We start from the raw sequence: 20,839 nt of genomic DNA on the forward strand, positions 1-20,839 counted from the left end.
TTCGATCTCCTTGTTGCCGGTGGATGATCATTTTTCACAGCAAGATACAGGCCCGGTTGCGCGTCAATCACCTGATTCGAGGCACGCCGGTGGCCGGCGCTGCACCCATTGCGTCAACTGCTCATGGGCGTATGCCAGTTGCAGCACCGCGCGGTCGGCCTGGGCCGGGCCGATGATCTGCAGGCCCATGGGCAAGCCGCCAGGGTTGAAACCCACCGGGATGCTCATGCTCGGCAGACCGGCGAGTGTCGGTCCGATCACCACCTCCATCCAGCGGTGGTACGTGTCCATTTCGCGCCCGCCAACGAGGCGCGGCCACGCCTGTTGTGCATCGAAAGGGAACACCTGAGCGGTGGGCAGCAACAGGAAATCGTAACGTTCGAACAACTTGACCAAGGCGCGATACCACTCGCTGCGATCCACCGACGCCTGGTACACCTGCTGGGCACTCAAGCCCAGGCCACCCTCCACTTCCCATTGCGCCTCAGGTTTGAGCAACGCACGTTTTTGCGGGTTGGCGTAGGCCGCGCCGAGATTGCCGTGCACCAGCCAATGGCGGTGCACCAACCAACTGCGCCATAGCCGCGCCAGGGAAAACTCCGGCTGGCAGCGCTCTACTTCACACCCCAGCGTGACGAAATCACCAAGGGCCGATTCGCACAGGCTCAACACGCCGTCGTCCATTGGCAGGTAGCCGTTGTAATCCCCCAGCCAACCCAGACGCGCGCCTTTGAAGTCGCGCGGCAAGGGTTCGCCGAACACTGTCGGGTCTTCTTTGGATGACAACGGCACCCGCGGGTCGTAACCGGCCTGGATGCTCAGCAACCGCGCCACATCGGTCACACTGCGGCCCATCGGGCCTTCGGTACCCAGTTGCTGCACGAACACTTCCGGCATCGGCCCGTGCGGCACGCGCCCTTGCGACGGGCGCAGGCCGAACACATTGTTGAACGCGGCCGGGTTGCGCAGTGAGCCCATCATGTCGCTGCCATCGGCCACCGGCAGCATGCGCAGCGCCAGAGCCACCGCCGCCCCGCCACTGCTGCCGCCCGCCACCAGGCGTGGGTCATACGCATTGCCGGTGGTGCCGAACAGGGTGTTGTAGGTCTGCGAGCCGAGGCCGAATTCGGGCACGTTGGTCTTGCCGATAATGATCGCGCCGCTGGCCCGCACCCGCGCCACGCTGATGGCATCTTCGCTGGGCACATGCTCGGCAAACAACGGCGAGCCCAAGGTGGTGCGCAAGCCCTTGGTGGCGGCCAGGTCCTTGATCGCCTGGGGCATGCCGTGCATCCAGCCGCGCGATTGGCCCTGATCCAGTTCGCGATCACAGGCCAGGGCCTCGGCCAGTACGACGTCGGCGTCGCGCAACGACACCAGCGCATTCACGCGCGGGTTAAAGCGCTGGATCTGCGCCAGGTACGCGTGCATCACGTCTTCACACGACACTTGCCGCGCATGAATCGCCCGCGACAGCTCAGTCGCGTCCCACTCAACAATGCTCAAGGCTTCACCTCACTTGAAAACGGCAGCGCTTTCTTCGCCCGCGGTGCCTCCTGCATGCAGTAAGTGCCCAGCAGCGTCAGCACGCAAGCGAACAGCACGTAAAACGATGGCGCCACTGGCGTGCCCAACACTTTGGTCAGCCAGGTGACGATCAACGGCGCAAAGCCGCCGAACACCATCACCGCCACGTTATAGGCCACCGACACGCCGGTCGAGCGCACCTCGATAGGGAACTGCTCGGCCAAGGCCGTCGGCGCCGGGCCAAAGAAACCGCCGATGGCCGTGCAGAGCAGCACTTGCATCACCAGCAAACGCTCAATCGATGGCGCGGCGGCCACCCACACATACAACGGGTAGACCATCACGAAGAAGGCCAGGGTAAAAGCCATCAACACCGGCCGCCGCCCGAGGCGATCCGAGAGCAGGCCGGACAGCGGAATCACCACGGTCATCAGCGCCACCGCAAACATCTGCACCATCAGCACTTGGTCCAGTGGCAGGCCGAGGCTTTTGTGGGCGAAGGTCGGCATATTCACCAGCACCACGTAAAACGACACCGTCGCGCCGCAAGCCAAGCCCATCGACACCAGGATGCTGCGTCGATGCTCACGCAGCACGTCCATCAAACTCGGCGCCGGACCCGTGGCCAGCTTGCGTGCCTGGATAAATTCTTCCGGATCTTCCATGTGCCGCCGAATCCACAGCCCCACCGGACCGATCAGCAAACCCAATACGAACGGCACACGCCAGCCCCACAGGTCGAGGGTTTCGGGGGAAAAGAAATGCGTGGCCAGCGCGACCATCGCCGCGCCACCAAACACCGCCAGGCACTGCCCCACCAACTGCCAGGAGCCATACAAACCCTTGCGATGGGCCGGAGCGCTTTCCACCAGAAACGCCGTGGCACTCGCGTATTCACCGCCGGTGGCAAAGCCTTGAAGCATGCGCGCCACCACGATCAGCAACGGCGCGCCCATGCCGATGGCGGCGTAATTGGGCGCAAAGGCGATCAGCGCGATGGACACCGTCATCAGCCGGATAATCAACTGCATCGCCGCCTTGCGACCTTTGCGGTCGGAGTAGATGCCCAGCAGGATGCCGCCCACCGGGCGCATGAAAAAGCCCACGCCGAAGGTGGCCAAGGCCATCAACAGCGAGGCGTACTCGTCCTCCGAGGGGAAAAACTGCCGGGCGATGATGCTGGCCAGAAAGCCGTAAACGATGAAGTCATACCATTCCAGCGCATTGCCGATCACGGCCGCCACCACCTGGCGGGTGCGCGAAACACCGGGTTTTGAAATCTGCATGAGGAACACTCCATTCAACCGATAAGGGGCAAGGGTCCAGCGGCAGAAAAAGGCGGTCGTCAGGCAGGCTTGAGCCAGCTCTCGGCCAGCGCGCCCCAGTAGGCGGCGCCGGTCAGCAGGATGTCGTCGTTGAAGTCATAGGCGGGGTTATGCACCATCGGCCGCGACACGCCGTTGCCGATAAACAGGTAACTGCCGGGGCAGCGCTGCAGCATCCAGGCGAAGTCCTCGCTGCCCATCAGCGTGCGCGTATTGCTGTCCACCGCATCGGCGCCGAGCAAGGCGACGCCGACCTGGCGGGCGAACTCGGTTTCTTCGGCATGGTTGACCAGCACCGGGTAGGCCGGGCGGTGTTCGATCTGCACCGTGCAGCCGAAGCTGGCGGCTTGGGTTTGGATGATTGCGTTGACGCGTTCCAGCATCTGCTCGCGCACCTTGGGGTTCAACGCGCGCAGGCTCAGGCGCAACAGAGCTTGTTGAGGAATCACGTTGGCGGCCTGCCCTGCTTGCAGCGCGCCGACCGTGACCACGGCGGCTTCCTGGGTGTCGATGTTGCGCGACACCACAGTCTGCAAGGCCATGACCATACTCGCCGCCGCAACCAACGGGTCCACCGTCAAATGCGGCATGGACCCGTGGCCGCCGACGCCTTCGAGGGTCACGGTGAGCAAGTCCTGCGAAGCCATCATCGGGCCGACCCGCAAGCCCAAATGCCCAGCCGGCAAGCCCGGCATATTGTGCATCCCGAACAAGCCGTCACAGGGGAAACGCTCGAGCAAACCATCGGCCAGCATCGCCTCCGCGCCGCCCTGGCCTTCTTCCGCGGGTTGGAAAATCAGGTTCAACGTACCGTCGAATTGCCGCGTCGCCGCCAGATAACGTGCGGCGCCGAGCAGCATGGTGGTGTGGCCGTCATGCCCGCAGGCGTGCATGCAACCGGCGTGCTGGCTGGTGTAGGCCGCGCCGGTATTTTCGAAGATGGGCAAGGCGTCCATGTCGGCGCGAATGCCCAACGTACGTGAGCTGCTGCCATTACGCAGCACGCCGACCACACCGGTTTTGCCGATGCCGGTGTGCACGTCATACCCCCAATTTTTCAAGGATTGCGCGACGAGTGCTGAGGTGCGGTTTTCTTCAAAACCGAGTTCGGGATGGGCGTGGATGTCTTGACGCACGGCGTGCAAGTCGCTGGCGACGTCGCTGAGCCAATCCAGAATGTGCTGGTGTGGGCGCATGGTGATTCTCCTCACAGGCGGGTGTTCCCGTTCTTGTTGGCGACACATCGCCAGCTAACCGCGATGTGGGCGGGAGGACAATCAAAGGTGGTTCCACTGGGTGGAACCTGAGGCGGACACCTAATAACCCTGTGGCGAGCAAGCTTGCTTGCGCTGGGGTGCGAAGCGCCCCTAAAAGCGGGTGACTGCTGCGCAGTCAAACGGGGCCAATCTCCCTCGCCACGCAACGCAGATTGCGGACAGCTATTGGCCACCGGTTGCGACGGCGCGTGCATAGAGTTAACCTCGCCTCCGTCGCTGCTCATCAGTGACCGGGCCTGGAAACCCGATGCTTAAGGACGCTACAGCGTCGTCAAACAATCAGCAGGCGCTTTTTTTATGCCTGCAGTTTGTGCTTTTTGGCGGCTGTACGTGGGAGACCTTCGGGTCTGCCGGGTTCCTTTTGCCTCGGTTTCCAGCCCGCGTACAGTTGCCACCCTTCGCCTGGAAACGTTAGTGGCAGCTCTTTTTGTTCATGCAAAAGGAATCAGTTATGACTAACGCAACATCAGCCGAAACCATCGGCGCCGCCACCTTCGCAGACTGCGGAGAGAACAAAAGCCATCTGAAAGTGTTCCGCGTCAACGCCGGGGTTCCGCTTGTGGAAGCCCTGGAACACGCATCCCACGTGCTCTATTACGCAAAAATGCTCTCCCTTGAAGCTGCCATGGATCCCAAGGCGGAGAAGTTTGCATTCGCCTCGCATTACCTGGGAGAAATGGGTAAGGCCATCATTGATGACTTGCTGCTGGCATTGCAGCCTGGCAGCCCAACCTCGCAGTAAGTCGTTCGCGCCCGGTGCAGTGCATCGGGCGCCTGCCTGGACCTCTCTCATTTCCAATGATTAATGCAAATCCAATGTGGGAGGGGGCTAGCTCCCGATGGCGGTGTGTCAGTCGGCTTATATATAACTGGCCCACCGTATTCGCGAGCAAGCCCGCTCCCACATTTTGAGCTCAGTACATCAGGTAGACGCGTGTACTCGGTCAAATGTGGGAGCTGGCTTGCCTGCGAAGGCATCAACTGGTTATGCCTGATGTGCCGAGGTGTCTGCATCGCAGGCAAGCCAGCTCCCACAGGGAATCCTGGGTGTGTCAGGGGTTGAGGCGGCAGCCTTGACGGTCGCCTAGCCAGCGCGCCGTGTGCGTGCGCCCCAACCCGCTCGCCGTCACTTCACTGCGCTCCGGGTTGTCGCTGAACGCGCTGGTCGGCACGTACTGCTTCACATACCCCAGGCAATACTCGGCCGGATTGTTCTGCACATACCGGCACGAGCAATACTCCTTGGCGGTGTACGCCGCGATGATGTCGGGGAAGGCTTGCAGGTTGACGCGCTGATGCCAGACGCAGCCCAGCAACGCGAGCAACAGCAGTAGAAACAGGCTGATGAACGGATGACGACGAATCATGGTTGCACCGCCGCGAGCACGCGCTTGAGCAGTTCGTTGTGGCGGTAGCTGCCGTCGCGGTCATCGCCGTAACGCACGATTACCAGGTGTTCATCGGGCATCACAAACAGCGCCTGGCCCCAATGGCCGAGGGCGGCGAAGGTGTCGGCCGGGGCGTCGGGCCATGGTATTGGCGCGCCCTGGTTCAACCACCACTGGCCGCCGGGTATGGCTTCGTCCTGGCCGGCTTTGTAGTTGTCGAAGGGTTGGCGGTTGAAGGCGACCCACTCTTTGGGCAGCAATTGCTGCTCGCCCCAGCGCCCATCGCGTGCCATCAGCAGGCCGACGCGCGCCAGGTCGCGGGCGGTGAGGTAGGCGTAAGAGGAGGCGACGAAGGTTTCGTCGGCGTCGGTTTCCCAGGTGGCGTTGTGAATGCCCAGCGGCTTGAACAGCGCGTCCCACGGGTAACTCATATAGGCCTTGTGGCCGAGCATGCCTTTGAGGGTGGCGGAGAGGATGTTGCTGTCGCCGCTGGAGTAACGGAAGGCTTGGCCCGGTGCCGCTGCGGCCTCGGTGTCGGCGGCGAACTCGGCCATGTCGGCGCGGCCACGGGTGTAGAGCATCGCCACCACCGAGGATTTCAGCGGGGCGTATTCGTAATCTTCCTGCCAGTCCAGGCCCGAGGCCCAGTGCAGCAGGTCGGCCATCGTCACCTTGGGGTGCTGCTTCATCGGCGGGTAGAAGCGTGCGGCGGGGTCGGTGAGTTTGAAGCGATTTTCGCCATAGGCCACGCCCAGCACCGTGGCCATCAGGCTTTTGCTGATCGACCAGGTCAGGTGCGGCGTGCTCGCGGTAGTGGGTGCGGCGTAGCGCTCATAGATGATCTCGCCGTCGCGGATCACCAGCAGCGCGTCGGTGCGAATGCCTTGGCGGGTGGCGTCGTCACGGGTTGGGAACGCATAGGCAGTCAGAGCATCGACAGCGGGGCCGGTGAGTGCTGTGCCATGGGCCCAGTCCTTGTCAGGCCAGGTGTCGGCGCGGGCGGCAACGGTGACAAACAGCAGGGCAACGCACAACAAGCCTCGGACCATGGACGCGAACTCAAGGGGGCATTCAAGCCCGCGAGCCTAGCCGAGGCGCATGACAGATTGGCGACATCAACGGCTGTCATCTAAGCGTCACCGTAACTTCATGGCGCTGACACCGAGCCTACATAGCCTGAGTTTGGACAAACAAGTCGACCGGCCGAAATGTGGCTGGCACTCGGAGATTCGCCATGACTCAGATCGCCCGCATCAGCGACACCGGCAATGAACGCCGCCTGCAAGCCGAACGCCTGATTGGCGCCAAGGCTTTGCAGGAAGCCCAGGCCCTGCGGTTCAACGTGTTCAGCGGCGAGTTCAACGCCAAGCTGAAAGGCGCGGAACTGGGTCTGGACATGGATGACTATGATGTTCACTGCAGCCACATCGGCGTGCGGGATTTGAACAGCGGTCGATTGGTCGCCACCACCCGTTTGCTCGACCACCAGGCCGCCAGCACCCTGGGCCGGTTCTACAGCGAAGAAGAATTCAGCCTGCACGGCTTGCTGCACCTGCAAGGCCCGATCCTGGAAATCGGTCGCACCTGCGTCGACCCGGCCTACCGCAACGGCGGCACCATTGCCGTGTTGTGGGGCGAGTTGGCGGAAGTCTTAAACCAGGGCGGCTACAGCTACTTGATGGGCTGCGCGAGCATCCCGATGCACGACGGCGGCATCCAGGCCCACGCGATCATGCAGCGCCTGCGCGAACGCTACCTGTGCAACGAACACCTGCGCGCCGAGCCGAAAAAGCCACTGCCGGCACTGGACTTGCCGTCCAACGTGATCGCCGAAATGCCGCCATTGCTCAAGGCTTACATGCGCCTGGGTGCGAAGATCTGCGGCGAGCCGTGCTGGGATGAAGACTTCCAGGTGGCCGACGTGTTCATTCTGCTCAAGCGTGACGAGCTGTGCCCACGTTATGCCCGCCACTTCAAGGCGGCCATGTAATGGCCCGCCTGCGCGTGTACGGGCGCATCGCCCGGGTGCTGTTGGTGGTGGCGCTGGGGCTGAGCATGGCCAGCGTGTTTGGCGTGTTCGAGCGTTTGGGCGTGGCCAACTCGATGGTGCGCCGCCAGCGCTGGTCGCGATTCTTTATGGCGCGGCTGACCCACGCCCTGCCCTTTCGTGTGACGGTGCACGGTGAATTGCCAAAAACGCCGATGCTGTGGGTGAGCAATCACGTGTCCTGGACCGATATCCCACTGCTGGGCGCTGTGGCGCCGATGTCCTTTCTGTCCAAGGCCGAAGTGCGCACCTGGCCGGTGGCCGGCTGGTTGGCGGCCAAAGCCGGCAGCTTGTTTATCCGCCGGGGTTCGGGCGACAGCCAGTTGATCCGCAAGCAGATGACTCGCCATCTGGAGCAACAGCACCCGCTGCTGATGTTCCCCGAAGGCACCACCACGGACGGGCGCAGCCTGCGCACCTTCCACGGGCGTTTGCTGGCCAGTGCGATTGATGCCGATGTGTCGCTGCAACCGGTGGCGATTCGTTATTTGCGTGATGGGCAAGTGGACCCGCTGGCACCGTTTATTGGTGATGACGATTTGCTCTCGCACCTGATGCGCCTGTTTGCCAACGACCAGGGCGATGTGGAGATTCATGTGCTGCAGCCGATTGCGTGTGCCGGGCAGGAACGCGCGGCGCTGGCGTTCCAGGCGCAGCAGGCGGTGCAGAAGGCGTTGTTTGGGCCGTTGCCGGAGGCGGAGCAAGTGGATGCTCGGCCGGCGTTTGCAGCTTGAGATGAACGGAACACAGTTCAAAATGTGGGAGCTGGCTTGCCTGCGATAGCGGCGGGTCAGCCACATCTCTTTCAACTGACAGACTGCTATCGCAGGCAAGCCAGCTCCCACAGTTAGATCTCAGTTGTCAGTTGGAGCTGTGCAAATTTCTGCAACTCTGGATAGAACAGCCGAAAGTCTTCACTCAACGGCTCATACAACACCCGCAACTCCTGCATGGCATGCCTCAATTCCTCGGGCTGGGTCAAACGCCGTGAGATCCCGCGCAACACCTGTTCCATCACCGCGAACTCGCGGTACGACCCCAACCAATCATCCGCCGCCATATAGGGTGCGATCTGCGCCAGCCGTCCCGGCAGCTGCGGCTCGGCCGCCAGCACGCGGTACACCTGCGCCGTGAAGCGCTCCAGCGGCTGGTCGGCATACAGCGCCCAGTCCCGCGCCAGGCAGTGATCGAAAAACACATCCAGGACAATCCCGGCGTAGCGCTTGCGCGTCAGGCTGAAGCGTGACAACGCCTCGCCTACCAATGGGTGGCTGTCGGTGAAGCGATCGATGGAGCGATGCAACTGGATCGCCGCTTCGATTTGCGGGCTGAACTGGCCCTGCAGGCGGCCTTTGACGAAGTCACCATAGAGGCTGCCCAGCAATTGCGCAGGAAGTTGGCCGCCCAGGTGCAGATGTGCGAGATAATTCATGGCGCGCAGTCTACCACTGCCATGCATGTATCGTTATAACCCGATATACCGAAATAGCCGGTCCTAAGACCAAAAGCATATTGGTGTATCGGGATGTAACGATTTAAAGTTCGCCTCATCGCGATATAACGTTTTACGAAAACGAGCATCTGCCATGTCCATCGACCTCGACGAAATAATAAAAGCCCTGGCGCACCCAGTACGACGAGACATCCTCACCTGGCTGAAAGACCCGAAAGTGCAGTTCCCCGAGCAAGTGCACAACCACGAATACGGCATCTGCGCCGGGCAGATCGACCAGCGCTGCGGCTTGTCCCAGTCGACCGTGTCGGCCCACTTGGCGACCTTGCAACGGGCGGGTTTGATCAGCAGCCAGAAGGCCGGGCAGTGGCACTTTTTCAGACGCAATGAGGAAGTGATCCAAGCCTTTCTCACGGCGCTTACGACTGAACTTAGCGCTGAAATCATCGAACCGCTGTAACCAAGGAAACGCAAATGCCCCTCTCGCTACTCATACTGGCCCTGAGCGCCTTCGCCATCGGCACCACCGAGTTCGTCATCATGGGCTTGCTGCCCGATGTGGCGGCGGACCTGGGCGTGTCGATTCCCGGCGCCGGCTGGCTGGTCACCGGCTACGCCTTGGGCGTGGCCATCGGCGCACCCTTCATGGCACTGGCCACCGCCAAGCTGCCACGCAAGGCCGCCCTCGTAGCGTTGATGGGCATCTTTATTGTCGGCAACTTGCTCTGCGCCCTGGCCAGTGACTACAACGTGCTGATGTTTGCCCGTGTGGTCACCGCGCTGTGCCACGGTGCGTTCTTTGGTATCGGCTCGGTGGTCGCCGCTAACCTGGTGCCGGCCAACAAACGAGCATCCGCGGTCGCCTTGATGTTTACCGGCTTGACCCTGGCCAATGTGCTTGGCGTGCCGCTGGGTACCGCGCTGGGCCAGGAAGCTGGCTGGCGCTCGACCTTCTGGGCCGTGACGGTAATCGGCGTTGTGGCGCTGATCGGCCTGATCCGCTTTCTGCCGGCCAAGCGTGACGAAGAAAAACTCGACATGCGCGCCGAACTGGCCGCCCTCAAAGGTGCCGGCATCTGGTTGTCGCTGACCATGACCGCGCTGTTCGCCGCCTCCATGTTCACCCTTTTCACCTACGTCGCGCCGCTGCTGGGCGACGTCACCGGCGTGTCGCCCAAAGGCGTGACCTGGACCCTGCTGCTGATCGGCCTGGGCCTCACCGTGGGCAACATCATCGGCGGCAAGCTGGCGGACAAACGCCTGGCGGCCACCTTGATCGGTGTGTTCATCAGCATGGCGGTGGTGTCCACGGTGCTGACCTGGACCAGCGTCGCGGTGATCCCGACTGAAATCACCCTGTTCCTGTGGGCCACCGCCTCGTTCGCCGCCGTACCGGCGCTGCAGATCAACGTGGTGACCTTCGGCAAGGCCGCACCGAACCTGGTGTCCACCCTGAATATCGGCGCCTTCAACATCGGCAATGCCCTCGGCGCCTGGGTCGGCGGCAGTGTGATTGCCCATGGTTTCGGCCTGACCAGCGTGCCATTGGCGGCTGCGGCCCTGGCGATTCTGGCCCTGCTGGTGACCCTGATTACTTTCCGTCAGAGCGGCGATGCCGACCTGGCCCCTGCGACCAACTGATCAATCCACTTAAACAGAAGGGTGTTATCCCATGACGACTATTTTCGATCCGATCAAACTGGGCGACCTGCAATTGTCCAACCGCATCATCATGGCGCCGCTGACCCGCTGCCGTGCCGATGAAGGCCGCGTACCCAACGCGCTGATGGCCGAGTACTACGTGCAACGCTCGTCTGCCGGGCTGATCCTCAGCGAAGCTACCTCCGTGACACCGCTGGGCGTGGGCTATCCGGACACTCCGGGCATCTGGTCCAACGACCAGGTACGCGGCTGGGCCAATGTGACCAAGGCCGTGCACGGCGCGGGCGGCAAGATTTTCCTGCAACTGTGGCACGTCGGACGTATCTCCCACGAGTCGTACCTGAACGGCGAAACCCCGGTGGCACCCAGCGCGATCCAGCCTAAGGGCCACGTGAGCCTGGTGCGTCCGCTGGCCGACTACCCGACGCCTCGTGCGCTGGAAACCGCTGAAATCGCCGATATCGTTGACGCTTACCGCGTCGGCGCCGAAAACGCCAAGGCCGCAGGCTTTGACGGCGTGGAAATCCACGGCGCCAACGGTTACCTGCTCGACCAGTTCCTGCAAAGCAGCACCAACAAGCGCACCGACAACTACGGTGGCTCCCTGGAAAACCGTGCGCGCCTGCTGCTGGAAGTGACCGACGCCGCCATCGACGTCTGGGGCGCCGGCCGCGTGGGTGTGCACCTGGCGCCGCGTGCCGACTCCCATGACATGGGCGACGACAACCTGGCCGAAACCTTCACCTACGTCGCCAGCGAACTGGGCAAGCGTGGCATCGCGTTCATCTGCTCGCGTGAAAAAGAAGCCGGCGACAGCCTCGGTCCACAACTGAAAAAAGCCTTCGGTGGCCCCTACATCGCCAACGAACGCTTCACCAAGGACAGCGCCAATGCCTGGCTGGCCTCGGGCAAGGCAGACGCGGTGGCCTTCGGCGTACCGTTTATTGCCAACCCCGACTTGCCAGCCCGCCTGAAGGCCGACGCGCCGCTGAACGAAGCGCACCCGGAAACCTTCTACGCCAAGGGCCCGGTCGGCTACATCGACTACCCAACCCTGGCGCTTTGATCGTCTGAAACGCAAAAGCCCCGGTTCGCAAGAACCGGGGCTTTTTACTGCGCGCTGGAATACCGGAGATTGAATGTGGCGGCGGGCCTATGTGGGAGCTGGCTTGCCTGCGATAGCAGCGCTGCGGTGCCTCTGGCGTACCGAGGTGTCTGCATCGCGGGCAAGCCCGGCTCACACACAAGCCGCTCCAACATGCTGATTTGCGCCAGCTTTAGAAACATTCCTTCACAGGCTAGCAACAATATTGCTACAAAATACTTAGGCGGCTACCTATCAACCGGCCGCCAGCCCGTATATAAAGTCACCCCACCTTTCAGGCGCAAGGACGATCGACTGTCGCTTGTCTTTGCTGTTGACACAACTGGACGCAATTACGCATTTTGTCTTAATTGCGCAGGCTGGGGCTCAGGCGCAGCATGTCCAGCCCTGCATCAACCCAGCGCTCGGCCTCTTGATGCAACTGAAAGCTGTCGGGCACCAGAAGCCATTGGCCAATCAGCCCATTGATGTAGGCATGAATGCACACCGCACCACGGGTGGTGTCGAGATTTTCCGGAAGCTGCCCGCGATGGACCGCGTTACGCAATGTCAGGCCGATACGCAGGTTGCATTCCAGGCTATGGGTCTGGCGCTGGCGGCGCATGTCACACATTTCATCGGTGAACTCGCACTTATGAAACAAAATCTCATTAATGCGCCGGGTTTTCGGGTCCAGGGCCACCTGATGAAACAAATGAATCAACAGCTTGCGCATACAGCCAAGCGGATCGACTTCATCCTCGCTTTCACTCGCCCGGGCCAGTTCGTCCAGGGGCTCGTGCAGCGTGTCCAGCAGTGCCTGGAGCAAATCGGACTTGTTGCTGAAATGCCAGTAGATGGCACCGCGCGTCACACCGGCCAGCGCCGCGATATCCGCCAGCGTAGTGCGCGCAACGCCGCGTTCATAAAAGGCCTGTTCGGCGGCTTCGAGAATCTGGCTGCGCGTTTCCTGAGCTTCCTCTTTGGTGCGACGAACCATGGCAGTAAAACCTCAATCAGAACACTTGGGACTATCGGTAACGCAGCTTTAATAGGCGGTAACGATCATCTAAATAATTGTGGGACGACACCGTCATGGGCGCCGAACGTACTAAAATCGAGGCTTTTGGACCTGCTTTGTCAGCATTCCGCGAAGCCTGTCAAGAGTTTACAAACAACCATGAACGTAAGTATATTGCGTAGCAAGCTACTTATCTACTCACAGCTTGTTTTTTACCCTTCCACACTTCTTGTGCGCATTCTGCGCGCCTGACCCGAGGATCTTCATGCAACTTAAGCCAGCTGTTACCGCTCTGGTCACTGCCGTCGCCCTGGCATCGCTGCTCAGCGGATGTAAAAAGGAAGAAGCGGCTCCGCCCGCTCAAACCCCTCAGGTCGGCGTGGTCACCATTCAACCGCAAGCCTTTACCCTGACCTCCGAATTGCCGGGGCGTACCACCGCCTTCCGCATTGCGGAAGTTCGGCCTCAGGTCAACGGCATCATTCTCAAGCGCCTGTTCAAGGAAGGCGCCGACGTGAAGGAAGGGCAACAGCTCTACCAGATCGACCCATCGGTGTATGACGCGACCCTGAAAAGCGCACAAGCCAGCCTGACCCAGACCAAGTCCATCACCGACCGCTACAAGCAGTTGGTCGATGAGCAAGCCGTCAGCCGCCAGGAATACGACACTGCCGTCGCTAACCGCATGACTGCCGAAGCAAACGTTCAAACCGCCCAGATCAATGTGCGCTACACCAAAGTGTTCGCGCCGATCTCCGGGCGTATTGGCCGTTCTTCGGTCACCGAAGGCGCACTGGTCAGCAATGGCCAGGCCGATGCCATGGCTGTCATCCAGCAACTGGACCCGATCTATGTCGACGTCACGCAGTCTTCGGCTGAAATGCTGAAACTGCGCCGTGACCTGGAAAGCGGCCAGCTGGAAAAAGCCGGCGAAAATGCCGCCAAGGTCAAGCTGACCCTGGAAGATGGCAGCGCCTATGGCCAGGACGGCAAGCTGGAATTCTCTGAAGTGTCGGTCGACCAGACCACCGGTTCCGTGACTCTGCGCGCCGTGTTCCCGAACCCTGATCACACCCTGCTGCCGGGCATGTTCGTCCACGCCCAGCTGCAAGCCGGTGTGAACAGCAAGGCCATTCTGGCCCCGCAGCAAGGCGTGACCCGTGACCTCAAGGGCATCCCGACTGCGCTGATCGTGAACAAGGACAACAAGGTCGAGCAACGTCAGCTGGTCGCCAACCGTACTGCCGGCGCCTACTGGCTGGTGGAAAAAGGCCTGGACGCCGGTGACCGCGTGATCACCGAAGGCCTGCAATTCATCAAGCCGGGCATCGAAGTCAAGGTCAAGGACGCAGACAACGCCAAACCCGCCGGCACTGCCGCAGCGCCTGCTGCCGATGCTGGTAAAGGGGAGTAATCCATGTCGAAATTTTTTATCGACCGTCCCATTTTCGCCTGGGTAATTGCCCTGGTGATCATGCTGGTCGGGGCACTGTCGATCCTGAAGTTGCCCATCAACCAATACCCGGCCATTGCGCCGACCGCCATCGACATCCAGGTGACCTACCCAGGCGCGTCTGCACAAACCGTGCAGGACACCGTGGTGCAGGTCATCGAGCAACAGCTCAACGGTATCGACAACCTGCGTTATGTTTCCTCGGACAGTAACTCCGACGGCAGCATGACCATCACCGTGACGTTCAACCAGGGTACCAACCCGGATATCGCCCAGGTTCAGGTGCAGAACAAGTTGAACCTGGCGACCCCACTGCTGCCGCAAGAAGTGCAGCAGCAGGGTATCCGCGTGACCAAGTCGGTGAAGAACTTCCTGATGGTAATCGGTCTGGTGTCGGAAGACGGCAGCATGACCAAGGACGACCTGTCCAACTACATCGTGTCCAACATCCAGGACCCGATTTCGCGGACCGCCGGTGTAGGTGACTTCCAGGTGTTCGGCTCGCAGTACGCCATGCGCATCTGGCTCGACCCGGCCAAGCTGAACAACTATCAGCTCACGCCAGTGGATGTCAGCACCGCGATCTCCGCACAGAACGTGCAGGTGGCTACCGGCCAACTCGGCGGCTTGCCTGCCGTGCCCGGCACCCAGTTGAACGCAACCATCATCGGCAAGACCCGCCTGCAGTCTGCAGAGCAGTTCGGCAATATCCTGATGAAGGTCAATACCGACGGCTCACAGGTACGCCTGAAGGATGTCGCCCGTATCGAGCTGGGCGGTCAGAACTACAGCATCGCGGCACAGTTCAACGGCAAACCGGCATCCGGCATGGCGATCAAGCTGGCGGCCGGTGCTAACGCTCTGGACACCGGCAAGGCCATCCGCGCCACCGTGGCGTCCCTGGAACCGTTCTTCCCGCCAGGCATGAAGGCGGTGGTGCCGTATGACACTACCCCGGTGGTGACCGAATCGATCTCCGGTGTGGTTGACACCCTGGTCGAAGCGATCGTGCTGGTGTTCCTGGTGATGTTCCTGTTCCTGCAGAACTTCCGCGCCACCATCATCACCACCATGACCGTACCGGTGGTATTGCTGGGTACCTTCGGGATCCTCGCTGCGTTCGGTTTCACCATCAACACCCTGACCATGTTCGGCATGATCCTGGCCATCGGCTTGCTGGTGGACGATGCCATCGTGGTGGTGGAAAACGTCGAACGAGTGATGGCCGAGGAGCACTTGTCGCCTAAAGAGGCGACGGTCAAGTCCATGGGCCAGATCCAGGGCGCCCTGGTGGGTATTGCCCTGGTGTTGTCCGCAGTACTGCTGCCGATGGCGTTCTTCGGCGGTTCCACCGGTGTGATCTACAAACAGTTCTCCATCACCATTGTTTCGGCGATGGCGTTGTCGGTACTGGTTGCCCTGATCTTCACCCCGGCCTTGTGCGCAACCATGCTCAAGCCGATCGACCCGGAAAAGCACGGCCAACCCAAGCGCGGTTTCTTCGGCTGGTTCAACCGCACGTTCGACCGTGGCGTACTGAGCTACGAACGCGGCGTCGGCAACATGATCAAGCACAAGATTCCGGCGTTCCTGGTCTATGCGCTGATCCTGGCCGGCATGATCTGGCTGTTCATGCGCATCCCCGCCGCGTTCCTGCCCGATGAAGACCAGGGCGTGATCTTCGCTCAGGTACAGACGCCGGTCGGTTCTTCGGCGGAGCGCACGCAAACCGTCATTGACGACATGCGTGCCTACCTGCTGAACGACAAGGAAGGCGAGCCAGGCGAAGGCAAAGGCGTAAAATCGGTGTTTACCGTAAACGGCTTCAACTTTGCGGGCCGTGGCCAAAGCTCTGGCCTGGCCTTCGTGATGCTCAAGTCATGGGAGGAGCGCGACGCATCCAACTCGGTATTCGAAATTGCCAAGCGCGCCCAGACTTACTTCTCTCAGACGTTCAAGGACGCCATGGTGTATGCCATCGTGCCGCCTTCGGTTCTGGAGTTGGGTAACGCCACCGGTTTCGACGTATTCCTGCAAGACCAGGGCGGCGTCGGTCACGACAAGCTGATGGCTGCGCGCAACCAGTTCCTGGGTGCAGCGGCACAAAGCAAGATCCTGGCAGGTGTGCGTCCCAACGGCGTGAACGATGAACCGCAGTACGAGCTCAGCGTCGACGACGAGAAGGCCAGCGCCCTGGGCATCAGCCTGTCAGACATTCAGCAGACCTTGGCCATCGCCCTGGGTGGCAGCTACGTCAACGACTTCATCGACCGTGGTCGCGTGAAGAAAGTATATGTGCAGGGCGATGCTTTCAGCCGGATGTCCCCGGAAGACCTGGATAAATGGTTCGTGCGCAGCACCTCCGGGAAGATGGTGCCAATGTCGGCTATCTCGTCGGGCAAGTGGATCTACGGCTCGCCGAAGCTCTCGCGCTACAACGGTGTAGCCGCGATGGAAATCCTCGGTACTCCGGCACCTGGCTACAGTACCGGCGATGCGATGACAGAAGTCGAGCGCATTGCCAAGGACCTGCCGGCGGGTGTCGGTTATGCGTGGACCGGCCTGTCGTATGAAGAACGTCTGTCCGGCTCCCAGGCGCCTGCGCTGTACGCCCTGTCGCTGCTGGTGGTGTTCCTCTGTCTGGCAGCGCTGTACGAAAGCTGGTCGATTCCAATCGCGGTGATCCTGGTGGTGCCACTGGGTGTGATCGGTGCGTTGATCGCCACCAGCATGCGCGGGCTGTCCAACGACGTGTTCTTCCAGGTGGGCCTGTTGGTGACGGTGGGCCTGGCGGCGAAAAACGCCATCCTGATCGTGGAGTTCGCCAAAGAGCTTCACGAGCAGGGCAAAGGTATTGTCGAGTCGGCCATCGAAGCCTCTCGTATGCGTCTGCGCCCGATCATCATGACGTCCATGGCGTTCATGCTCGGCGTATTGCCGCTGGCCATCTCCTCGGGCGCAGGCTCAGGCAGCCAGCACGCGATCGGTACCGGCGTAATTGGCGGTATGATCACCGCCACCGTCCTGGCGATCTTCTGGGTGCCACTGTTCTTTGCAACCGTGTCGTCTGCTGGCGAGCGCAACAAAAAGACGGACACTACTGAAACTCCTAAAGAGGCTGGCCAATGAGCAAGTCGCTACTTTCCCTAGCCGTCACGGCATTCGTGCTCAGTGGCTGCTCGCTGATACCTGACTACCAGCGCCCCGAAGCGCCGGTGGCAGCGCAGTACCCGCAGGGGCCGGCGTATTCGTCGGCCCAGGCGCCGGGCCAGGCCGCTGCCGAGCAAGGCTGGAAGCAGTTTTTCCATGACCCTGCCCTGCAACAGCTGATCCAGACCGCGCTGGTCAACAACCGTGACCTGCGTGTCGCGGCCCTGAACATCGACGCCTACGCGGCGCAGTACCAGATCCAGCGTGCCGACCTGTTCCCGGCCATCTCGGCCACTGGCAGCGGCAGCCGTACGCGTACGCCGGCCAAGCTGTCGCAGACCGGCGAAGCGGGCATCACCAGCCAGTACTCGGCGGGCCTGGGGATCAGTTCCTATGAGCTGGACCTGTTCGGCCGCGTGCGCAGCCTCAGCGAAGAAGCACTGCAAAAGTACTTCGCCACTGAAGAAGCGCGGCGCAGCACCCAGATCAGCCTGGTGGCCAGTGTGGCCAACGCCTACCTGACCTGGCAGGCCGACAAGGAACTGCTCAAGCTGACCCAGGACACCCTCGGTGCATTCGAGCAGAGCTACAAGCTGACCTCGCGCAGCAACGAAGTCGGCGTGGCCTCGGCCCTCGACCTCAGCCAGGCGCGCACCTCGGTGGAAAACGCGCGTGTGCAATTGGCGCGCTATACACGCCAGGTGGCCCAGGACGAAAACAGCCTGACCCTGCTGCTCGGCACCGGTTTGCCGGCCAATATCGCCAGCAAGCCGCTGTCGGATGACCTGCTCAGCGAAGTGCCAGCCGGGTTGCCATCGGACCTGCTGCAACGTCGTCCCGACATTGTGCAAGCCGAGTACAACCTCAAGGCCGCCAACGCCAACATCGGCGCGGCGCGTGCAGCGTTCTTCCCAAGCATCAGCCTCACCGCCAGTGCCGGTACTGCCAGCCCAACCCTGGGCGGCCTGTTCAAGGGCGGTTCGGGCACCTGGTCGTTTGCGCCGCAGATCAACATCCCGATCTTCAACGCCGGTAGCCTGCGCGCAAGCCTGGACTACTCGAAGATCCAGAAAGAGATCAACGTGGCCAACTACGAGAAGGCCATCCAGACCGGTTTCCAGGAAGTCTCCGACGGCCTCGCCGCGCGTGCGACCTACAAGCAGCAACTGGACGCCCAGCGTGGCTTCGTCGCGGCCAACCAGGATTACTACCGCCTGGCCGAGCGTCGCTACCGCATTGGTGTCGACAGCAACCTGACGTTCCTCGACGCCCAGCGCCAGCTGTTCAGTGCCCAGCAATCGCTGATCACCGACCGTCTGGCGCAGCTCAACAGCGAGGTCAACCTGTACAAGGCCCTCGGTGGTGGCTGGAACGAGCAGACCGCGAAGAATGAGCCTGTGAAAGAAGAAGCACCGGCACTGAAGTTGTTCTAATCGTGCTGTTGTAGAGAAAACCGCTTCCCTCACCGGAAGCGGTTTTTTTATGCCTGGTGATAACCCTCCTCTCCTCGTGGCGAGCGGGCTGGCCCCGCGTTGGGGCGCGAAGCGGCCCCGAACCAGGCGCCCAATTTCCACCGGGCACTACGCGGCGCCTGAATTGGGGCGGCTTTGCCACCCAACGCGGGGCAAGCCCGCTCGCCACAACCTGCCCGCTCACTACAGGAAGCGGGCTTGCCTTGCTTTCTGCGGAACCTTTCAGGGTAAAATTGGTTACAGATTCTTACAGACCACAAAGGGAGCTTGTCGTAATGATCGTAGGAATCGACCTGGGCACAACCAACAGTTTAGCCGCCGTCTGGCGCGGTGACGCTACCGAAATGGTGCCCAATGCCCTTGGCCAGTTGCTGACCCCGAGTGTGGTCGGCCTGGATGACCAAGGCCGCATCCTGGTGGGCCAAGCCGCCAAGGAACGCCTGCACACCCACCCGCACCTGACCACCTCGCTGTTCAAGCGCTACATGGGCAGTGCCACCGAAGTGCGCCTGGGCGACCGCTCGTTCCGCCCCGAAGAACTCTCGGCGCTGGTGCTCAAAAGCCTGAAAGAAGACATCGAGCGCACCTACGGCCAAACCGTCACTGAGGCTGTGATCAGCGTGCCCGCCTACTTCAGCGACGGCCAACGCAAGGCCACGCGCATCGCCGGTGAACTGGCCGGGCTCAACGTTGAAAAACTCATCAACGAACCCACCGCCGCCGCGCTGGCTTACGGCCTGCACCAGCGTGACAAGGAAACCTCGTTCCTGGTGTTTGACCTCGGCGGCGGCACCTTCGACGTGTCGATCATCGAGCTGTTCGACGGCGTGATGGAAGTGCGCGCCAGCGCCGGCGACAACTTCCTCGGCGGCGAAGATTTCGACACCTTATTGCTCGAACACTTCGTCGACAGCCAGCGCAATGCTCAGGGCTTCCCGCCCACCAGCACCGTGCTGCAAGCCCTGCGCCGCGAAGCCGAGCGCGTGCGCAAAGCCTTGGGCCAGGACGACAGCGCCGAGTTCGCCCTGCGCGTTGACGGCCAGCAATGGGCCACAACCCTCACCCAGGCTGAACTCGCCAAGCTCTACACGCCCTTGCTTGAGCGCCTGCGCGCGCCGATTGAGCGCGCCCTGCGCGATGCGCGGATTCGGGTCGGCGATCTGGATGAAATCCTGCTGGTCGGCGGCACCACGCGCATGCCGCTGGTGCGCAAACTGGCCGCTGGCTTGTTCGGACGCTTCCCGTCCATCAGCCTCGATCCGGACCAGGTGGTCGCTCACGGCGCGGCGATTCAGGCAGCGCTGAAGGCCCGTTCGGCAGCGCTGGAAGAGATCGTGCTGACCGACGTCTGCCCGTACACCCTGGGCATCGAAACCTCGAACCAATATGGCGGCCATATCGAAAGCGGGCATTACCTGCCGCTGATCGAGCGCAACAGCAGCGTGCCGGTCAGCCGGGTCAAGAGTGTGGTCACCCTCCACGACGACCAGACCCGCGTGCTGTTGAAAATCTACCAAGGCGAAAGCCGTCTGGTGAAAGACAACATCGAACTGGGCCAGTTGGAAATTCCCGTGCCCAAGCGCAAGGCCGGCGAGGTCTCGCTGGACGTGCGCTTCACCTACGACAACAACGGCTTGCTCGAGGCCCAGGTGAACATTCCGCTGACCGGCGAGCAGCATTCACTGGTGATCGAGAACAACCCCGGCGTGCTCAGTCCGCAGGAAATCCAGCAACGCCTGCAAGCCTTGGCGCTGTTGAAAATCCACCCGCGCGACCAGCAGGTCAACACCGTACTGACCGCCCGCCTCGAACGGCTCTACCAGGAAAACCTCGGCGAGTTGCGCGAACAACTCGGGCACTGGGCCGCGCAGTTCCAGCAAGTGCTCGACACCCAGGACGAACGCCGCATCCGTGAGGCCCGCAGCGAACTTACCCGCCAACTTGAGCAACTCGACAACGGGTTCTGGCGCTGAGAGAGAA

Annotated in this window: 17 protein-coding genes; 10 read left to right on the top strand and 7 right to left on the bottom strand. The window is 61.6% G+C overall.

Annotated features, from left to right (window positions below):
* Nucleotides 1-63: 63 nt before the first annotated feature.
* From ACM530_RS02800 to ACM530_RS02810, 3 genes are read right to left on the bottom strand one after another with little or no spacing between them, the layout of a single operon-like run.
* Complete coding sequence (locus ACM530_RS02800) at nucleotides 64-1,506, bottom strand: amidase (protein WP_416364231.1); 1,443 nt, start codon at nucleotides 1,504-1,506, stop codon at nucleotides 64-66.
* Complete coding sequence (locus tag ACM530_RS02805) at nucleotides 1,503-2,813, bottom strand: citrate-proton symporter (protein ID WP_416364232.1); 1,311 nt, start codon at nucleotides 2,811-2,813, stop codon at nucleotides 1,503-1,505. The genes ACM530_RS02800 and ACM530_RS02805 overlap by 4 nt, the downstream gene beginning before the upstream one ends.
* Nucleotides 2,814-2,872: 59 nt before the next feature.
* The gene (locus ACM530_RS02810) at nucleotides 2,873-4,048 is read right to left on the bottom strand and encodes a M20 aminoacylase family protein (RefSeq protein WP_416364233.1); all 1,176 of its coding nucleotides are present in this window, start codon (nucleotides 4,046-4,048) and stop codon (nucleotides 2,873-2,875) included.
* 532 nt (nucleotides 4,049-4,580) lie between these two features.
* On the opposite strand from ACM530_RS02810, the gene ACM530_RS02815 reads away from it, so the two are divergent.
* Nucleotides 4,581-4,871 carry a DUF3077 domain-containing protein gene (locus ACM530_RS02815; RefSeq protein WP_416364234.1) on the top strand — a complete coding sequence of 97 codons (291 nt, stop codon included), beginning with the start codon at nucleotides 4,581-4,583 and terminating at the stop codon, nucleotides 4,869-4,871.
* Between the two features lie 310 nt (nucleotides 4,872-5,181).
* Here the strand turns inward: ACM530_RS02815 and ACM530_RS02820 are convergent, their stop codons facing one another.
* Both ACM530_RS02820 and ACM530_RS02825 read right to left on the bottom strand, forming a co-directional pair.
* The gene (locus ACM530_RS02820; protein WP_416364235.1) at nucleotides 5,182-5,496 is read right to left on the bottom strand and encodes an amidase; all 315 of its coding nucleotides are present in this window, start codon (nucleotides 5,494-5,496) and stop codon (nucleotides 5,182-5,184) included.
* A complete protein-coding gene (locus ACM530_RS02825) occupies nucleotides 5,493-6,566 on the bottom strand; it encodes a serine hydrolase domain-containing protein (RefSeq protein ID WP_416364236.1) in 1,074 nt (357 codons plus the stop codon). The genes ACM530_RS02820 and ACM530_RS02825 overlap by 4 nt, the downstream gene beginning before the upstream one ends.
* A gap of 185 nt (nucleotides 6,567-6,751) precedes the next feature.
* Here ACM530_RS02825 and olsB point away from each other — a divergent pair, with 185 nt between their 5' ends.
* On the top strand, nucleotides 6,752-7,507 hold the full coding sequence (gene olsB / locus ACM530_RS02830) for an L-ornithine N(alpha)-acyltransferase (RefSeq protein WP_119738887.1): 756 nt from the start codon (nucleotides 6,752-6,754) through the stop codon (nucleotides 7,505-7,507).
* A complete protein-coding gene (locus ACM530_RS02835; RefSeq protein WP_242194176.1) occupies nucleotides 7,507-8,298 on the top strand; it encodes a lysophospholipid acyltransferase family protein in 792 nt (263 codons plus the stop codon). The genes olsB and ACM530_RS02835 overlap by 1 nt, the downstream gene beginning before the upstream one ends.
* 113 nt (nucleotides 8,299-8,411) lie before the next feature.
* Here the strand turns inward: ACM530_RS02835 and ACM530_RS02840 are convergent, their stop codons facing one another.
* Nucleotides 8,412-8,996 (bottom strand): ACP phosphodiesterase, encoded by a 585-nt coding sequence (locus ACM530_RS02840; RefSeq protein WP_404487270.1) that lies wholly within the window; start codon nucleotides 8,994-8,996, stop codon nucleotides 8,412-8,414.
* Nucleotides 8,997-9,150: 154 nt separating this feature from the next.
* On the opposite strand from ACM530_RS02840, the gene ACM530_RS02845 reads away from it, so the two are divergent.
* Genes ACM530_RS02845 through ACM530_RS02855 form a run of 3 tightly spaced genes read left to right on the top strand, consistent with a single transcriptional unit; the run spans nucleotide 9,151 to nucleotide 11,745 of the window.
* A complete protein-coding gene (locus tag ACM530_RS02845; protein ID WP_145162776.1) occupies nucleotides 9,151-9,477 on the top strand; it encodes an ArsR/SmtB family transcription factor in 327 nt (108 codons plus the stop codon).
* A gap of 14 nt (nucleotides 9,478-9,491) precedes the next feature.
* Nucleotides 9,492-10,658 (top strand): MFS transporter, encoded by a 1,167-nt coding sequence (locus tag ACM530_RS02850; RefSeq protein WP_017137251.1) that lies wholly within the window; start codon nucleotides 9,492-9,494, stop codon nucleotides 10,656-10,658.
* Nucleotides 10,659-10,689: 31 nt separating this feature from the next.
* Nucleotides 10,690-11,745 carry an alkene reductase gene (locus ACM530_RS02855; RefSeq protein ID WP_416364237.1) on the top strand — a complete coding sequence of 352 codons (1,056 nt, stop codon included), beginning with the start codon at nucleotides 10,690-10,692 and terminating at the stop codon, nucleotides 11,743-11,745.
* A 385-nt stretch (nucleotides 11,746-12,130) separates the two neighbouring features.
* On the opposite strand, the gene ACM530_RS02860 is transcribed toward ACM530_RS02855, so the two are convergent.
* Nucleotides 12,131-12,763 (bottom strand): TetR family transcriptional regulator, encoded by a 633-nt coding sequence (locus ACM530_RS02860; RefSeq protein ID WP_027604391.1) that lies wholly within the window; start codon nucleotides 12,761-12,763, stop codon nucleotides 12,131-12,133.
* Nucleotides 12,764-13,049: 286 nt separating this feature from the next.
* Between ACM530_RS02860 and ACM530_RS02865 the strand changes: the two genes are divergently transcribed.
* From ACM530_RS02865 to ACM530_RS02880, 4 genes are all read left to right on the top strand, one after another.
* Nucleotides 13,050-14,198 (top strand): efflux RND transporter periplasmic adaptor subunit, encoded by a 1,149-nt coding sequence (locus ACM530_RS02865; protein WP_119738874.1) that lies wholly within the window; start codon nucleotides 13,050-13,052, stop codon nucleotides 14,196-14,198.
* Between the two features lie 3 nt (nucleotides 14,199-14,201).
* Complete coding sequence (locus ACM530_RS02870) at nucleotides 14,202-17,366, top strand: efflux RND transporter permease subunit (protein ID WP_242194184.1); 3,165 nt, start codon at nucleotides 14,202-14,204, stop codon at nucleotides 17,364-17,366.
* A complete protein-coding gene (adeC, locus tag ACM530_RS02875) occupies nucleotides 17,363-18,820 on the top strand; it encodes an AdeC/AdeK/OprM family multidrug efflux complex outer membrane factor (RefSeq protein ID WP_119738870.1) in 1,458 nt (485 codons plus the stop codon). Before ACM530_RS02870 ends, adeC begins: the two co-directional genes overlap by 4 nt.
* Before the next feature lie 314 nt (nucleotides 18,821-19,134).
* Nucleotides 19,135-20,832 carry a molecular chaperone HscC gene (locus tag ACM530_RS02880; RefSeq protein WP_242194187.1) on the top strand — a complete coding sequence of 566 codons (1,698 nt, stop codon included), beginning with the start codon at nucleotides 19,135-19,137 and terminating at the stop codon, nucleotides 20,830-20,832.
* The last annotated feature ends 7 nt before the right edge of the window (nucleotides 20,833-20,839 follow it).

The sequence above is a fragment of the Pseudomonas sp. NFX183 genome (assembly GCF_047943075.1).
GTDB lineage: Bacteria > Pseudomonadota > Gammaproteobacteria > Pseudomonadales > Pseudomonadaceae > Aquipseudomonas.

Excerpts from the sequence above, each read along its gene's own strand:
- olsB (WP_119738887.1), top strand. The coding sequence starts at position 6,752 with ATGACTCAGATCGCCCGCATCAGCGACACCGGCAATGAACGCCGCCTG.
- ACM530_RS02805 (WP_416364232.1), bottom strand. The coding sequence starts at position 2,813 with ATGCAGATTTCAAAACCCGGTGTTTCGCGCACCCGCCAGGTGGTGGCG.
- ACM530_RS02860 (WP_027604391.1), bottom strand. The coding sequence starts at position 12,763 with ATGGTTCGTCGCACCAAAGAGGAAGCTCAGGAAACGCGCAGCCAGATT.
- ACM530_RS02855 (WP_416364237.1), top strand. The coding sequence starts at position 10,690 with ATGACGACTATTTTCGATCCGATCAAACTGGGCGACCTGCAATTGTCC.
- ACM530_RS02880 (WP_242194187.1), top strand. The coding sequence starts at position 19,135 with ATGATCGTAGGAATCGACCTGGGCACAACCAACAGTTTAGCCGCCGTC.
- ACM530_RS02850 (WP_017137251.1), top strand. The coding sequence starts at position 9,492 with ATGCCCCTCTCGCTACTCATACTGGCCCTGAGCGCCTTCGCCATCGGC.
- ACM530_RS02810 (WP_416364233.1), bottom strand. The coding sequence starts at position 4,048 with ATGCGCCCACACCAGCACATTCTGGATTGGCTCAGCGACGTCGCCAGC.
- ACM530_RS02825 (WP_416364236.1), bottom strand. The coding sequence starts at position 6,566 with ATGGTCCGAGGCTTGTTGTGCGTTGCCCTGCTGTTTGTCACCGTTGCC.
- ACM530_RS02820 (WP_416364235.1), bottom strand. The coding sequence starts at position 5,496 with ATGATTCGTCGTCATCCGTTCATCAGCCTGTTTCTACTGCTGTTGCTC.
- ACM530_RS02865 (WP_119738874.1), top strand. The coding sequence starts at position 13,050 with ATGCAACTTAAGCCAGCTGTTACCGCTCTGGTCACTGCCGTCGCCCTG.
- adeC (WP_119738870.1), top strand. The coding sequence starts at position 17,363 with ATGAGCAAGTCGCTACTTTCCCTAGCCGTCACGGCATTCGTGCTCAGT.
- ACM530_RS02815 (WP_416364234.1), top strand. The coding sequence starts at position 4,581 with ATGACTAACGCAACATCAGCCGAAACCATCGGCGCCGCCACCTTCGCA.
- ACM530_RS02840 (WP_404487270.1), bottom strand. The coding sequence starts at position 8,996 with ATGAATTATCTCGCACATCTGCACCTGGGCGGCCAACTTCCTGCGCAA.
- ACM530_RS02870 (WP_242194184.1), top strand. The coding sequence starts at position 14,202 with ATGTCGAAATTTTTTATCGACCGTCCCATTTTCGCCTGGGTAATTGCC.
- ACM530_RS02845 (WP_145162776.1), top strand. The coding sequence starts at position 9,151 with ATGTCCATCGACCTCGACGAAATAATAAAAGCCCTGGCGCACCCAGTA.
- ACM530_RS02835 (WP_242194176.1), top strand. The coding sequence starts at position 7,507 with ATGGCCCGCCTGCGCGTGTACGGGCGCATCGCCCGGGTGCTGTTGGTG.